Annotated in this window: 18 protein-coding genes; 14 read left to right on the forward strand and 4 right to left on the reverse strand. The window is 65.7% G+C overall.

Translation table 11 applies throughout. From position 1 onward, the window contains the following. Positions 1–738: 738 nt before the first annotated feature. Positions 739–1,056: a hypothetical protein gene (locus tag IPG61_09490; GenBank protein ID MBK6734309.1), complete on the reverse strand. Its 318-nt coding sequence runs from the start codon at positions 1,054–1,056 to the stop codon at positions 739–741. Between the two features lie 174 nt (positions 1,057–1,230). On the opposite strand from IPG61_09490, the gene IPG61_09495 reads away from it, so the two are divergent. The 5 genes from IPG61_09495 (at position 1,231) to IPG61_09515 (ending at position 5,686) form a co-directional block, all read left to right on the forward strand. Beyond that, the gene (locus tag IPG61_09495; GenBank protein MBK6734310.1) at positions 1,231–2,610 is read left to right on the forward strand and encodes a hypothetical protein; all 1,380 of its coding nucleotides are present in this window, start codon (positions 1,231–1,233) and stop codon (positions 2,608–2,610) included. Continuing rightward, entirely contained in the window at positions 2,607–3,275 is a 669-nt protein-coding gene (locus tag IPG61_09500) for a hypothetical protein (protein MBK6734311.1), read from the forward strand. The genes IPG61_09495 and IPG61_09500 overlap by 4 nt, the downstream gene beginning before the upstream one ends. Before the next feature lie 94 nt (positions 3,276–3,369). Further along, entirely contained in the window at positions 3,370–3,993 is a 624-nt protein-coding gene (locus tag IPG61_09505; GenBank protein ID MBK6734312.1) for a sigma-70 family RNA polymerase sigma factor, read from the forward strand. Continuing rightward, positions 3,990–4,694, forward strand: coding sequence for a hypothetical protein (locus IPG61_09510; GenBank protein MBK6734313.1), 705 nt, complete (start codon positions 3,990–3,992; stop codon positions 4,692–4,694). Before IPG61_09505 ends, IPG61_09510 begins: the two co-directional genes overlap by 4 nt. A gap of 386 nt (positions 4,695–5,080) precedes the next feature. Next, positions 5,081–5,686, forward strand: a complete 606-nt coding sequence (locus IPG61_09515) for a hypothetical protein (protein MBK6734314.1) — start codon at positions 5,081–5,083, stop codon at positions 5,684–5,686. Between the two features lie 144 nt (positions 5,687–5,830). Here IPG61_09515 and IPG61_09520 read toward each other — a convergent pair whose 3' ends face one another. From IPG61_09520 to IPG61_09530, 3 genes are all read right to left on the reverse strand, one after another. Continuing rightward, positions 5,831–6,289, reverse strand: coding sequence for an SRPBCC domain-containing protein (locus IPG61_09520; GenBank protein ID MBK6734315.1), 459 nt, complete (start codon positions 6,287–6,289; stop codon positions 5,831–5,833). Then, positions 6,276–6,659, reverse strand: coding sequence for a helix-turn-helix transcriptional regulator (locus tag IPG61_09525; protein MBK6734316.1), 384 nt, complete (start codon positions 6,657–6,659; stop codon positions 6,276–6,278). The genes IPG61_09520 and IPG61_09525 overlap by 14 nt, the downstream gene beginning before the upstream one ends. A 598-nt stretch (positions 6,660–7,257) precedes the next feature. Then, entirely contained in the window at positions 7,258–7,860 is a 603-nt protein-coding gene (locus tag IPG61_09530) for a PorT family protein (GenBank protein ID MBK6734317.1), read from the reverse strand. 396 nt (positions 7,861–8,256) lie between these two features. On the opposite strand from IPG61_09530, the gene IPG61_09535 reads away from it, so the two are divergent. From IPG61_09535 to IPG61_09575, 9 genes are all read left to right on the forward strand, one after another. Continuing rightward, positions 8,257–8,658, forward strand: coding sequence for a DUF2085 domain-containing protein (locus tag IPG61_09535; GenBank protein ID MBK6734318.1), 402 nt, complete (start codon positions 8,257–8,259; stop codon positions 8,656–8,658). Then, positions 8,655–9,242, forward strand: a complete 588-nt coding sequence (locus IPG61_09540; protein ID MBK6734319.1) for a hypothetical protein — start codon at positions 8,655–8,657, stop codon at positions 9,240–9,242. The genes IPG61_09535 and IPG61_09540 overlap by 4 nt, the downstream gene beginning before the upstream one ends. A gap of 73 nt (positions 9,243–9,315) precedes the next feature. Beyond that, complete coding sequence (locus IPG61_09545; GenBank protein MBK6734320.1) at positions 9,316–9,555, forward strand: hypothetical protein; 240 nt, start codon at positions 9,316–9,318, stop codon at positions 9,553–9,555. Positions 9,556–9,837: 282 nt separating this feature from the next. After that, positions 9,838–10,419, forward strand: coding sequence for a hypothetical protein (locus IPG61_09550; protein ID MBK6734321.1), 582 nt, complete (start codon positions 9,838–9,840; stop codon positions 10,417–10,419). 61 nt (positions 10,420–10,480) lie between these two features. Beyond that, on the forward strand, positions 10,481–10,861 hold the full coding sequence (locus IPG61_09555; protein MBK6734322.1) for a hypothetical protein: 381 nt from the start codon (positions 10,481–10,483) through the stop codon (positions 10,859–10,861). A gap of 52 nt (positions 10,862–10,913) precedes the next feature. After that, positions 10,914–11,411, forward strand: a complete 498-nt coding sequence (locus tag IPG61_09560) for a hypothetical protein (GenBank protein MBK6734323.1) — start codon at positions 10,914–10,916, stop codon at positions 11,409–11,411. A 50-nt stretch (positions 11,412–11,461) separates the two neighbouring features. Then, positions 11,462–11,692, forward strand: a complete 231-nt coding sequence (locus IPG61_09565; GenBank protein ID MBK6734324.1) for an AbrB/MazE/SpoVT family DNA-binding domain-containing protein — start codon at positions 11,462–11,464, stop codon at positions 11,690–11,692. After that, complete coding sequence (locus IPG61_09570; protein ID MBK6734325.1) at positions 11,692–12,084, forward strand: type II toxin-antitoxin system death-on-curing family toxin; 393 nt, start codon at positions 11,692–11,694, stop codon at positions 12,082–12,084. Before IPG61_09565 ends, IPG61_09570 begins: the two co-directional genes overlap by 1 nt. Before the next feature lie 156 nt (positions 12,085–12,240). Then, a complete protein-coding gene (locus IPG61_09575; protein ID MBK6734326.1) occupies positions 12,241–12,771 on the forward strand; it encodes a hypothetical protein in 531 nt (176 codons plus the stop codon). Positions 12,772–12,825 lie beyond the last annotated feature (54 nt).

Here is a 12,825-nt window from a genome sequence, read left to right on the forward strand (position 1 = left end):
TGTAGTCGGCCGACCAGCCGGTGACGTGAAGCCGTGTCGACTGCGGCCGCGCGCGGCAGAGCCGAGGCGCGTGGGGGGGGGGGCGGCGTTGGGGGAGGGGGGGGGGGCGGGCGTCGGCGGCCAGAGGAAGCGAAGGGGCCCCCGAGCGGGCGCCGACGGGCGTCGGCGGTCGTCGCGTAGGCGAGCAGGGGCACATGCCGCCGTCCGACGGCCAGGTGAGACCACCACGTCAGGCGCGCCGCCATAGGTCTCGTGCAGGGCGAAAACCGGAGGCCAGCGCCCCGCGGAAGCTGAACGTTGTAGCCGGGGATGAAGACGAGGGGGGATCCGGCCCAGGCCTTCAGGGCGACCGGCCCTGCGGCGCGCCCCGGGCCATCGTGCGGGGGGGGGGGGGGCGGCCCAGCCCATGCGCCGGCGCAGCGCGCCTCGGCGGCCTGCCTTCACGGCCTTCAGCAGCGCGTTGAAGGCCTGGGTCCGACAACTGCGGCTTGAGCGCGCGGATATCCGCAGCACCGGCCTGGTGGATCAGCTCCAGCTGCGTCGCAACTCGCGGTGGCACAAGCGGCTCGGCGCGAGGCATGCCCGGCTGGCGGCATCCCGGGCAGCCCTGGCAACGCCGCCGCAGTCCCAGGCGCCCAGCCGGCCCACGCTCAGGGCGCGGGATGGTGGCGTTCGCCGTGCGCGGCGGTGGAACGGCGCCCACGGCATCGAGCACTCGTCGCGCATCGAGCGGCGCGATCAGAGCCTCAGCGCCACGGCCCAGCCAGACGCCGCGAGCACCACGGGCGGCGTGGCCAGCCCGGTGAGGTTGCCCTCGGTGATGAACTCCCTGAGGTACGCCGGCTGCCACTGCGTGACGAGGAAGTCGTCGGTGCGCCGGCGCAAGTCGGCGAAGTGCAGCCGGATGAGCGCCTCGTGCGAGCGCTGCACCTCGTCGAGGTCGGCGCCCATCACATGGGAGAGTTCGACGACTTCGCGAGGGACTGTGGCGCAGGCGGCCAGGGACAGGAGGATGGCGAGGGCGGTCAAGGCCTGGGCGGCGCGAAGAGAGCGCATTGGGGCTCCTTGCCGGGGTGGGCCGACGGCGAATGTGGATTCGGCAACATGGTAGGCGCGCAGCCGGGGGGCGGCAATATCCCGACTGGAGAGTCTGCTTGCCGGTTCCGCGGCCGGCCGAAATGTGCTATCATCGCGGGATCGCGACCTGTTCGCCCTGCTCAAGGGGATCAAATGATGCGCCCACGACTCCTGTTAACGCCCCTCGCGGCGGCCGGCCTGCTGGTCAACCTGGCCGCCTGCGACAGCACGGAACCCAATGCGCCGCAGTTCGGCACGATCGCCATCCAGGTGGCGCCCGATTCGCTTGCCGCTCCGTGGCAGCTGGCGGGGCCGTACGGGATCTCGCGTTCGGGCACGGGGGCGGCGACGCTGCCGAACAAGTCGGCGGGCAGCTACACGCTGACCTGGGGCGCGGTCGCCGGCTGGCACGCGCCGGATCCGCAGGTCGTGACGCAGGCGCTGGACGGCGACGACACGCTCGTGTTCGGGGGAACCTATGCCCCGGCGGTGGCGACCATCACGATCGACGCCGAGCCCGACCGGATCGCGGCGCCGTGGCAGCTGTACGGGCCCGAGGGCCTGGTCGGGGAGGGCGCCGGCGACCTGGTCATCAGTGACCTGCCGCCCGGTATCTACCATGTGAACTGGCTGCAGACCGCCAGCTGGCGCCGGCCGGATCCCGAGACTCAGACGCAGACGCTGGTTGCCGGCAGTGCGTTGACGTTCAGCGGAACGTACACGCCCATCACCGGGAACCTGACCGTCGATGTCACGCCCGACGGCATCGGCGCTTCGTGGCTGGTGACGGGGCCGGACGGATTCAGCCAGGCGGGCGTCGAGGACCAGGATCTCGGCGAGGTGCTGATCGGCGAGTACACGGTCACGTGGGGCGATGTGGAGACGTACTACACGCCCGAGGCCTACAGCTGGGCCGTGGCGGAAGGCGCGACGTTCACGTTCTCGGTTCACTATGAACTGCTGGCGCTGCCGTTCCCGGACAGTACCTGGGTCCTCATGTCCAACTTTCTGACCAGTTACAGCCGGATGAGTGCCGGCGACTACGCGGCCCTCCTGCATCCGGACTTCGTCACGATCCTGCAGCCGGGCACCGTCGCGCAGTTCCCCGACGTGGGGCCGACGCTCGATGCCGTCGAGGAGCGCCGGATCCATGAGCGCATGTTCTCGGGGCACCTCGTGACCGATCCTGAAGGTGCGCCGGTGCCTGCCGTCGAGCGCATCGGGATCAACGGCTTCATGCAGGACACGGTCTGGGACCTGTCGCCGGCCGATGATCCGATCCCGAACACCTTGTGTGCGAGCTACTACGTCGCCTTCAGCGTTGATCGCGGGCAGAACCACACGTTGCTGCGGGTCGACGGCACGATCAGGTTCTACGCCACCTATCGCGATTCGCTGGTCGACGGCGTGAATCGTCGCTTCTACCAGCTGGTCGGGCAACTCGACCAGACCAACGGGGACAAGGATGCCGGCGCTGCCGACAAAGCCGTGGAGCGTGTGAATTGGGGATCCGTGAAGGCGTTGTTCCGATGAGGGTGCGTCGCGTGGCCGTTGCCGTGTGCCTGGTCGGCCTGGTCGTGATGGCTGGCGGGTGCGGTGAGACGGCTCCGGATATACCGCAGGACGACTGGAGGCCGACCACCTTGCCGTTCCCCGACACGGCAGACAAGCTGATGGCGAACGTCATGTCCACCTACGAGACGATGGACTACGACGAATTCCTGAAGCTGCTGCACCCGGACTGCGTCACGATCCTGCAGCCGAGCACGGTCGCGCTGTTCCCGTCCCTGGGGCCGACCCTGGATGTCACCGAGGAGCGGCGCATCCATGAGCGCATGTTCTCCCGGAACGACGTGACCGACCCGAACGGGGCGCTGGTGCCGGGCGTGCAGTCGATCGCCTTCCAGACGTTCGCCCGCCAGGGGACGTGGGGCACTTCGTCGGGCACCGACCCGATTCCCGACACGTGGTGCGCGCTGTACGACGTGGTGGTGCTCTTCGATCACGGGCCGCTCTACGCGACCTCGAAGGTGCAGGGCACCATCAAGTTCTATGTGACGGCGCGCGACTCGGTCGTGGGCGGCGTGACGAAGCCGTACTTCCAGATGCGCGGCCAGCTGGACTTGACGCAGGATATGAAGGCCGGGCTGGCCACCGAATCCAGTTCCTGGGGCGAGGTGAAGGCGCGGTATCGGTGATCCCGCGGGCGCAGAACCCTGAATCCGAAATCGCTCCCCGGCGATTGTCATGGGTAGCGCGCCGGGCCGGCGGTCGGACAAAGACGGACAGGACTTGCACGATTCCGAACTGACAATCGAGAAGCGCTGGCTGATCCTGGCGCGCCTGGATCCGGAGGACTTCCGCCGGTTCTATGCAAAGTATTGCGATGGGGTCTATCGATTCTGCCTGCGACGCACCCTCGACCCCCAGGTGGCGGAAGACCTGACCAGCGAGACGTTCCTGCGCGCCCAGCGCAACCTGTGGCGATTCCGGTGGCAGGGCGTGACGTTCGGGGCCTATCTGTATCGCATCGCCCTGAACCTGGTGCGGCAGCATGTGGCGATGGCCGCGCGCTCGGTGAACCTGGACGAGCCGGACCTGACGATCGTCGATGCGCGGATCAATCCGCTGGCCGAGATCGTGCTGACCGAGCGGCAGCTCGCGGTGCGGACAGCGGTGGCCAGCCTGGATGCGTTGAGCCGGGAGATCTTCCTGCTGCACTACTGGGAAGAGATGACGACCGTCGAGATCGCCGCCGTGCTGGGAACGCCCGAGGGCACGGTGAAGACGCGCCTGCGCCGCGGACGGGAGGCGCTGCGACAGCAGCTGCGGCGCCGCGGCATCGACCCCGCGGTTGCGCCCGGTGACAAGCCCGGAGACAGGCCCTGTGAAAGGCCCAGGGAGGAGGCGGAATGAACGACCAGCAGACGACGCGCCCGGACGACGACGATGACGGCGACATCCGCGCGCTGATGGCTGAATCGGACTACCGGGGCCGGCCGAGCGACGACTTCAAGCGCGAGCTGTTGCGCGAGCTGAACCACAACTTCAGCTACCACCCCCTGCGGACACGCGTGCTGCCGGTTGCGGTGGTGGTTGTCGTGGCGGCCCTGGCGCTGTGGCGGGTGACGGATGTGGGGAGCGACGGCTTCACCCTGCAGCCGACCGGCCGCACCCTGAACGGGGATCCCGTCGTCGAGGCGCCGATGACCGGCGCGCGCTTCAATGCGCCGGCTGTGGGCGGCAGCGCCGAGGAGGGCATCGCCGCGGTCCAGGACGTGTACGAGCAGGTCGCGGCGGGCGCCGTGAAGGTGCTGCGCCTGGAGATCTGGATCATCGGCGGCGAGACGGTTTACATGGCCCAGTGCGAGATCGAACGGGACGGAAAGCCGGAACTGATCACGCGCGCCCGCGGCGGCACGAGGAAGTTCAACGCCCCCTGGCTGGCGTTCCGGTCCGGGCCCGGCCGCGAGGCGCTCGAGGCCATCGAGCGGGGCACGCTGGCACCGGCGACGACCGAAAAGGTCCACTACCTGGATCAGGACTTCACCATGGGCGTGTGGACCTGGAACACCGTCGCATCCGGGCCGATCGTCTACAAGCGCAGCCTGCCGTAGCTCCTTGCAGAAAATTGACGAATCCGAAACGCCCCCATCCCGATTGTACAACTGCAGCCTTGTCGCGAAGCACGCGCCCCGTGCAACGCTATGCATGATGTCCGCCCGGCGGAGCCAGGTATCCTGGACCTGACATACCTTGGAAGATCAACTTGGATACACCGCGGGGCGCGGCAATCCGTGGCGGCCGCCGCTTCGCGTGATGGTGCGCTTGATATTGTGATTGATTATCTATCTCACGAGCCTCGCCCGCTTCTTGCAAATAGCATCGCGCAGCGCGGCTGAACCCAACGGACCATCGGTGTTGAGTGCGGCCCTGCCGTTCCGTCGCACGGAACGCCCGCAACCGATCATGGAACCCGGCTGCCCACCCCAAGGAGTCCGCCATGCCCCAGGCCTACCTGCAGGGCTACGACTGGTCCGACCTGACGCGCGAGAAGCGGTTCTATTGCGGTGCTCTGGCCGAGCACGCGCGGCGCGATCCGTTGCCGCTGGTGCGACGGCTGCGCGACCTGGCCCAGGGGCGCATGCAGGCAGTGGAGTGCGACGCGGCCGGCGACTGGGAAGCGGCCGCCGATGTGTACCTGTATCGCGACTTCCTGTGGCACCAGGGCAGGAAGGCGCGTCCGCCCGAGTTCTCGGCGCAGCGCACCTTCGATGTGTGCCTGTTCGGTGCGCGCGACCTGATCCTCATCGAGGCGGAGATCGGCGCGCCGTTCGACGTCATGACGGCCAACGTCGCGCGCGAAGACCGCCGACGCCTGCCGGCACTGTTCGGCGAGACGTGCCCGCGCATCTGGCTGTGCGCGCTGGCGCCGTCGCACTACCTCGAGCGCGGCGGCGCGCAGGCGGCGGCGTTCGCCGACGTGGCGATCAGTTGGCGGGATACTCACCAACTCTACGGCGATGCGCGGTTGCTCACGGCCGATGCGATGGGTGGCGAGGCGGGGGGGCGGCTGTTGGGATCGTCGGGGCTGGAGGGCAGGGGGTAGGTGCGTGAGGCGCGTTCGTGCGGGTGTCGCGCCATGTTCTCCTGGGCCCGAAATGAGGTTGTCCAATAAAGGGCCGAAACGAAGGGCCCCTTATCGGACAATGTCAAAACCCACCAAAGTGACCTGACGAGAGAGACGGCCAAACTACGCCAAATGCTCCCGCACATAAGCCTCCATCTTCGCCAGATGCTGCTTCCCACCCTCGATGGCCCCGTACTTCGTGACGACCTCGTCGCGCGACTCGCGGCTCGGGAAGAGGTGGCGCAGCGTCACCATGGTGCCGGTGGCGGTCTCGTCGAGGAGGATCGAGGCGATAAACCAGATGCGCTGGCCGTCGCCGTGGTCATAGATGAGGCGTGCGGGGGGCACGATCTCGGTGAACACCGAGTGGTTGGGGTAGCGGGTGCCGTCGGGGCCGACCATGTCGAAGATCCAGGTGCCGCCGACGCGCAGGTCCATCGTCAGGTTCTCGATGGTGAAGCCGTCGGGGCCCCACCACTGCTGCATGTGGGCGGGGTCGGTGATGGCCTTCCAGACCAGGGCGCGCGCGAACGGGATCTCGCGGCGAAGGACCACGTCGCGTTCGTTCTCAGGCGTTGTCATCGGCGGTTCCTTTCGGGGAATCGTCCATGGTGCGCAAGTGGGCCTCCAGGCGGTCGAGCCGGGACTCCCACGTTTTTCTCTGTTCAGCCAGCCAGTCGGTAGCGGTCTGCAGCGGCGCCTCTTCCAGGCGGCAGGGACGCCACCGGGCACTGCGGCCCTGCGTGATCAGGTGCGCGTTGGCCAGCACGCGGATGTGCTTGGTCACCGCGGGCGCCGACATGCCCAGGGGGGCCGCCAGCTCGCCGACCGTGGCCTCGCCCCGGCCCAGCCGCTCCAGCATGGCGCGACGGGCGGGGTGGGCCAGGGCCTTGAAGACGGCGTCGAGGTCGGCGTCGGGTCGCGACAGCTGTTGTGTGAGTTGATTAACCATATGGTGAAGTATAGCGCCGGTCTGGCTCTTGTCAAGCTTGGTGCCCTGCCGCGCCTTCATGGCGGTGCGGCGAGGCCGCCTGGCGGGATGGGGCGCCGGCCAGTGAAGGAACGCCCTGGGCCGCAGGGACTTGTGCAGGGACTTGTGCCGGGACTTGTGCCGGCGCAAGTGGCGAAACATCCAAATTTCACACCCAAAGGCATATCAAGAATTGATCGGAGTTATATAGTGCCCGGCCCCCCATCCAGCCCCCAGGACGTGGGGTGGCGCGAAGGCCATGAAAAGAGAGGGTGGCTGGGTGTGCCGGTTATGGTGGCGAGCGGGCGCGGGTCTCTCTTCACAGGTTGTTTTCGCCGGTTGGTTGATCTATCAACCAAATGGGTGGGTTGAATCGGCGCGCTGTGCTGGCTGATATGGTTGATAGGTCAACCGATGCGCAGCAACGGCAACTCACACAAGAGGCCCGCGGCCGCGATAACAATATATCAGTCAGATGTATTCGACCGCCGCCCCGCCGCCGCGGTCACGCCCAAAGGCACGAGCCCGACCCACAGGCGGTCGGGCTCGGAGCCAGAGGGAGGTCCAGTCCCCGGCTAGACTACAGCCCCATGCCGATCAGGAGCATCAGGCCGCTGTTCTTGATGGTGTCGGGATCACTGGTGTCGTCGAACGACGACAGGCCGATCGTGTAGCGGGCCTCGAGGCTGAACTTTTCCATCGCCACGCCGGCACCGAACGTGAGGCCGAAGTCGAGGCTCTTGATCTCGTCGAGATCCTCCTCGGCACTGATGCCGTCGGCCTCGGCTTCAACCTTCGCGCTCAGGTTGATGCCCACATCCGGACCACCGTAGAAGAAGAAGTTGCTGCCCTCGGGCTGCATCTTGAGCAGCAGGGGGATCTGCAGGTAGGCGAACTTGAATGTCAGGCTCTCGCCGCCGTCTTCGTACTTGGCGCCCTTCATGGCGTAGTACGCTTCGGGCTGGAATGACAGCGTGGGCGACAGCGCGTGATTGAGGTAGCCGCCGAATGCAAAGCCCATGCGATAGTCAGGATCCACGCCGACGAGTTCGGCATCGGATCCCGTGAACGTCGACATCGTCAGGCCAGCCTTGAGGCCGCCGCCGGCGGCGCTGGCGGGTGTAGCAAAGGCGAGCAACGCGATCGCGGCAAAGGTGAAGAGAAGGACGACGGACTTTTTCACAAGAGCCTCCTGGATATTCATGGGTCTGCTTCATTCCGGCAACATGGGGCAGCCGGACTAATCGCCAAGTATTGTCGAGCGAGTGCGCGCGGTGTTCAAGACTGCATTTCGAAAAATTCGTGAGTAATGCCGAGTGTTTGGCGGGGTGAAGTCGGTGATGAGCGAGGCGCGCACCATCGAAGAACGTGTGACCATTCCGTCGCACGGAACGCTGATCCTTGATGATTCCGACAGAGAACGCTGCGCGCGTACGTCGCGCCAGTGACCAAAATCGTGGATGAACTTGATCTCGAATGGCAGCACACAATGTGTCGTATCCCTTGTCGTAAGTGCTCGCCGCTGGTTGGCGCGCTTTCCGGAGCACTGCGACTGGGGCTCGGCTGCGCAGCCCTGACGTTGACGCTGTCTTCCCTTGCGGCGCCCGCACTGCAGGCCGTGCGCGGCTATCCGGCGGGCGAGGGTGCCTACAGGATGCTGTCGCACATCTGCCACCAGTACCCGAGTCGGTGCGTGTGGGTGGCTGGACGGCCGTCGGCGCTGTGTGCGCGTTGTACGGCGGGATACCTGGGCGTGGCGGCCATGGCGCTGGCGATGCCGTGGCTGAGGCCGCGCCGCTGCGCCCGGCGCATCGGGCTGGCGCTGCTTGTGGTTGCGGTGGCCGAGCCGTGGGCGCGCGGGCTGGCCGGCGACGAGAGCAACCTGATGATGCGGCTGATTCTGGGTGCTGCGGGCGGAGTCGGCGTTTGCCTGGTCACATTCCCGCACCTGAAGTCCACAACCGAGGAGCATGGAACATGAAGGCGAGATCGATCACGATGATTCTGACGGCGGCAATGATCATGGCCATGGCGGCGCAGGCGGAGCCCGTGCGGTTGCCAAACAACACGGTCGTAGTCGTGAAGGCGACCGAGGAGATCAGCGCCAAGAGCGTGCAGACGGGCCAGGAGATCGTGCTCGTTGTGAGCAGCAGCGTCCAGGTGAACGGCCAGACGGTGATCAAGGCGGGCGCGCCGGTGGTGGCGTTCGTGGATGATTCGAAGGGCGCGCAGATGGCAGGAATTGCGGGCCGCCTGGCGCTCTCGTTCCGGTCGACGGTGGCGGTCGACGGCACAACGGTGCCGCTGACGGGACAGATGGTCAACGCCGGCGACTCAGAGGTTGGTGCTACCGTGGCGACGGGAGCGATCCTCTGTCCGCTGGCCCTGTTGAACAAGGGCAAGACGGGAATGATCGCGTCGGGAGCCGAGGTGCGCGGCATGTCGATCGGGGACTTCGCGATCGATGTCGATCATCCGGTGGAGATCCAGTACCTGTCGACGGAGGCGAAGAGGCCCGTTGAGCAGGGGAAGAAGGCAAAACGGGTGGACGAGGACAATCTCTGAGCCGGGGCCAGCTGCGGGGCGGCGCCGGGGGAAGAGGCGTCGCCCTTCAATTCGATGTCCGTACACGCGATGATTGGGCCCACCGAATTGCGCCGGCGCAAGTCGACGAATCGCGCAATTTGGATATTTCTATTGGTGTGACGCGGCCAACGCAAAACTGCAACCGTTGGTTGCAGAAATCAGCTGGGCCAAGAATCTGGTCATTTTCAGCCACTGCAAGGACGACCTGGCGCGCGAATTCTATCTGCGCGCCGCCGCGTGCTTCGGTTGGGCGGGTCTCTCTCTTCACCGGTCGCTTTCGCCGGTTGGTTGACCTATCAACGATTCGCGGGGCTGGATGCGCTGATTGGAGCGCATGCCGCGGGCCCAACTGGTTGATAGGTCAACCGATGCGCAGCGAAGACAACTCACACAAGAGGTCCGCGGCCGCGCCGGGTCGGGGGCCCATTGAATCGGTCCGCATGATGCGATATGATCCACGCCATGGCCGATGGCCATTCCGCCCCGACCATCGATGATGCGACAAGAACAGGGGGCGGCACGGCCGCATGAAGTGCAGGGCGGATCATGAACCGCGAAGGGGGCTACCATGAAGATGTTATGGGTGCTGTTGATTGTGGGCTTGATGGCGCCGGCTGCGCTGGCGGGAATCGATCCGGGCGCGGATTCGTTCGGCATCTACTTCGATACGGCGGGCAACATCAACTGCGCGGTGGTCGGGGCGTTCCAGCCGGTGCCGGTGTATCTCGTGCTCATGAACCCCTCTGGTCCCACGAATGGATTCGAGTGTTCGGTCACCTTGACGGGAGCGCCGCACTTCATCCTGACGACATCCTTCAACAGTGAATGCGGTCCCGAACCGGATGGGGATTGGCCCGCGAGCGACTTTATGTGCTCCGCCCCGTCGCCCTTCACGGTGCCGGCAAACGGAGCCGTGGTTCTGGTAACCATGCACGTCCTGCTCCAGGTGCAGGAGGCGTTGCTTTTCTACATCGGCCCGTCCAGTATCCCGTCCATGCCCGGCGGTCTGCCGGTCCTGACGGGCAACGGTGTCCTGCGTCGGGGCGCCGTAGCGTCCGGCGATGTCAGCCTGCCGGTGGCGGGGATCAACGCGGGCAACTGCCCGGTTGGCCGGGAGAGCGATGCCTTCGGCACAGTCAAGAGCCTGTTCCGGTAGATGGTGGCCGCCATTCTGCCTGACGTACGATGTCGTGGCGGCGGGGAGTTGGCAGGTCATCATGAGGCGCATCCGGCTCATCACGCTTTGTGTGTTCCTTTCCGGGTGCGCCACCTATAGGCAGGCAACCGTGCCGGTGGTCGGGCCGGGAGCGGGGATCCCCGAGGATGCGGCTGCGATCAGGGAGGGGGACACCGTCCGCCTCGTGCTTGACTCCGGGGAGACGGCATCGGGAAAGGTTCTCCGGCTGGATGACGAGAAGCTGGTCCTGGACCTTGGCGGGAACTACGGTCATGAGGAACAGGTCATCGGTCTTGCGGAGATCGAGCACGCGGAGTTCCGCAATGAGTCGGACGGGCAGATCGAGGGGCACTGGTTCCTGGCGCTTGGGGCGGCGCTTGCGGTCTCGGTCCTGGTGACGCTTCGGAGTATAGGGTATTGAGTGGTCGAGACGATCGGGGTTTCGAGTGGTAGTCCTCCGCGCGACAGCCAAGGTGATGAAATCCCTGCGGCCAACCGAGACCGCAACCATTGAGTCCGACACGGCACTCGGTGACTGGTACGTAAACCGCATGGTCATCGACAGGCGACCTCTCCTGTTGCTCGTCAGCGCCAAGTCGTTGCTCCCCATCGTGGAGCCGGCGCGCGACGTCCGCGGACTGCCGGCGCGACTCGCCAGCATTGTCGCGGCGAGATTGGATGGCATGGCGGTCCCACGTGACTGGGTGCGCGCCGAGGTGGACGCGATGGTCCCGACATTGGTTGCCAAGACCGCCAGTCGATCGGTGCTCGGCGTCATGGTCGACTTTGCGAAAGTGGCCCCATACCATCAGCGAGCGGAAGGCTGGGATGAGGCCTGGCCCCGGGAGCTGGAAACTCGACTCGCCGACACTCCATGCTTCGCTAAAAGGCCCCTGGGGAAAGCGTTCTATCCTGCAGACGAGGCGATACGACTGCTTGCGGAGAAGTGGGATTCCGTCGCACGGTATTGACGGCCTCACTCAGTTGGGTTATAATTATGTTATAACCAAAGGGGGTCAAAGTGATCAAGCAACTCCGTAAAGTAGGCAACAGCAACGCGTTAATCCTCGACAAGCCGATCCTGGAGCTTCTCGGGCTCGAGGAAGACGGCCAGGTTCAGCTGACCATTCAGGATGGCCTGTTGATTGTCGCGCCGGCCAATCCCCGCCGATTGATGCCGGACGACCTTCAGGACCATCTCGACTACGTGGTGAAGAAGAGACAGGGTGCGCTGAAGCGACTGGCGCAGTGATGGATGGGCTGATCTTCGTCAGCGTCGGCGATGCCATCACCATTCATCGTCGCATGGTCGACGAGTTCGGCGGCGACTCGGGCTTGCGTGACCGGGGCCTGCTGGAGTCTGCCCTGGCGATGCCCAAGGCCATGTTTGACGGCAACTACCTGCATGTGGACCTGCCGAGCATGGCCGCCGCTTACCACTATCACCTCTGCGCGAATCATCCGTTCGTCGACGGCAACAAGCGGGTTGCCGTGGCCGTTGCCGAAATCTTTCTGCGGGCCAATGGCTTGCAGTTGGAGGCATCGGACGATGAAATCGTTGAGCTGACCCTTGGCGTGGCAAGCGGCACGGCGGGCAAGCCTGAAGTCACGGGCTTCTACGCGAAGCACGTGCGTGAACGTTGATGCGGGCCGAGCAGGTTGAAGCCGTCTGTCCCGCTCCGATCGACGACGAAGGGCTGTGGCCAAGGACCTGTGGCTTGCGCCGGCGCAAGTGGGGCAGGAGGTCCCGTGACTAGTCGAACAACAACATCGGTTGCCGCGGCGTCAGCATGCGCGTGCTTGATGCTCTTCGCGGCATGCGGTAGTGACAATCCGGCGGAAGCACCACTTGACAGCACGCCGAAGCCGCTGGCGACCATGACGTTTGGCTGGGGCTTCGGGGTCTGGGCAGAGTCGGTCGACCATGTCGTCCTGAGCATTGGTCCAGCACCACTCGGATCGCGGGGCTACCTGGCCATCGTGAATCTCGATGCGCATCAACAGGGCGACACCTTGACCTATGATTCACGTACGCCGGCGTCGTTTGCGCGCTTTGTCGACCTGTTCACCAACGGCCTTGCCGATACGATCGACACGCGATTGAGTGTCCTGGCGGCGGAAGGCGGGGCGAACATGGGCCCTGGCCATCACCCCGGGATAGACGCCCTGGTGCCGAGGGCGGGTCACGTGGGCGTTGATCTGGCGGACACCCTGGTGTCGCGAGTCGAGCTCACCATAGACCAGCTGCGAATTGCGATTCCAGGGTCAGATCTCAACCACGACGGGCGCTGGATTGACACGCACGCCGTCCTGACGTTGAGCGTATACTGAGACGCGGGCCCGCACGGAGTATTCACACCGCTGATGCCGGTGCGGGCCGAGAGG

Source organism: bacterium (assembly GCA_016703265.1).
GTDB lineage: Bacteria > Krumholzibacteriota > Krumholzibacteriia > LZORAL124-64-63 > LZORAL124-64-63 > CAINDZ01.

Bases quoted from the DNA above. Each gene is read 5' to 3' on its own strand.
- IPG61_09490 (MBK6734309.1), bottom strand. From the start codon at position 1,056: ATGCGCTCTCTTCGCGCCGCCCAGGCCTTGACCGCCCTCGCCATCCTC.
- IPG61_09495 (MBK6734310.1), top strand. From the start codon at position 1,231: ATGATGCGCCCACGACTCCTGTTAACGCCCCTCGCGGCGGCCGGCCTG.
- IPG61_09500 (MBK6734311.1), top strand. From the start codon at position 2,607: ATGAGGGTGCGTCGCGTGGCCGTTGCCGTGTGCCTGGTCGGCCTGGTC.
- IPG61_09510 (MBK6734313.1), top strand. From the start codon at position 3,990: ATGAACGACCAGCAGACGACGCGCCCGGACGACGACGATGACGGCGAC.
- IPG61_09515 (MBK6734314.1), top strand. From the start codon at position 5,081: ATGCCCCAGGCCTACCTGCAGGGCTACGACTGGTCCGACCTGACGCGC.
- IPG61_09520 (MBK6734315.1), bottom strand. From the start codon at position 6,289: ATGACAACGCCTGAGAACGAACGCGACGTGGTCCTTCGCCGCGAGATC.
- IPG61_09525 (MBK6734316.1), bottom strand. From the start codon at position 6,659: ATGGTTAATCAACTCACACAACAGCTGTCGCGACCCGACGCCGACCTC.
- IPG61_09540 (MBK6734319.1), top strand. From the start codon at position 8,655: ATGAAGGCGAGATCGATCACGATGATTCTGACGGCGGCAATGATCATG.
- IPG61_09550 (MBK6734321.1), top strand. From the start codon at position 9,838: ATGTTATGGGTGCTGTTGATTGTGGGCTTGATGGCGCCGGCTGCGCTG.
- IPG61_09555 (MBK6734322.1), top strand. From the start codon at position 10,481: ATGAGGCGCATCCGGCTCATCACGCTTTGTGTGTTCCTTTCCGGGTGC.
- IPG61_09570 (MBK6734325.1), top strand. From the start codon at position 11,692: ATGGATGGGCTGATCTTCGTCAGCGTCGGCGATGCCATCACCATTCAT.